The 694-nt window shown below is 55.2% G+C and carries 1 protein-coding gene and 1 tRNA gene; both read left to right on the forward strand.

What is annotated here, in order from left to right; translation table 11 throughout:
* Positions 1-188: 188 nt before the first annotated feature.
* The gene (gene csrA / locus IAE39_RS29450) at positions 189-377 is read left to right on the forward strand and encodes a carbon storage regulator CsrA (RefSeq protein WP_003254503.1); all 189 of its coding nucleotides are present in this window, start codon (positions 189-191) and stop codon (positions 375-377) included.
* A gap of 72 nt (positions 378-449) precedes the next feature.
* A tRNA-Ser gene (locus IAE39_RS29455) sits at positions 450-540 on the forward strand.
* The last annotated feature ends 154 nt before the right edge of the window (positions 541-694 follow it).

The following is a 694-nucleotide window of genomic DNA, read 5'->3' on the forward strand; positions in this document are numbered from 1 at the left end:
GCCTCCCCGTTGTGTGTTTTCGGTGGGGGGGGGGGGGGGGGGGGGGGGCCCCCCCCCCTTCGCGTTTCTGCTCACCACGCAGGCCCTGTCCTGCCCTGTGTGGTGCGTAACCCGGGCCGGTCGTCGTCCACAACCGGCCCTGACACCCAAGACTGTTACCCCTGAATGTTTTGCGTAAGGAGAAAGCTATGTTGATTCTGACTCGTCGGTGCGCCGAGAGCCTGATCATTGGAGACGGCGAGATCACCGTGACGGTGCTCGGCGTGAAGGGCAACCAGGTGCGTATTGGCGTCAGCGCCCCGAAAGAAGTGGCTGTTCACCGCGAGGAAATCTACCTGCGGATCAAGAAAGAGAAGGATGAAGAGCCAAGCCTTTAATTTTTTTGAAGTTTTTTTCAAAAAAAGGGTTGCAAAGGTGAAAGAGGTTCTTTAATATTCGCCTCGTGTTGCGGTGAGGTGGCCGAGTGGCCGAAGGCGCTCCCCTGCTAAGGGAGTATACCTCATAAGGGTATCGGGGGTTCGAATCCCCCCTTCACCGCCATTATTTGCGTAGGGCGCTGTAAACAGTAAGAACGCTAAGTAGTTGATTTTAAACGAAAACGTTCTTGCAAAAATGTTTCAGCGACCTATAATGCGCGGCAAGACACGGACTCATAGCTCAGCTGGATAGAGTACTCGGCTACGAACCGAGCGGT

The organism is Pseudomonas sp. S37 (assembly GCF_016658545.1).
Lineage (GTDB): Bacteria > Pseudomonadota > Gammaproteobacteria > Pseudomonadales > Pseudomonadaceae > Aquipseudomonas.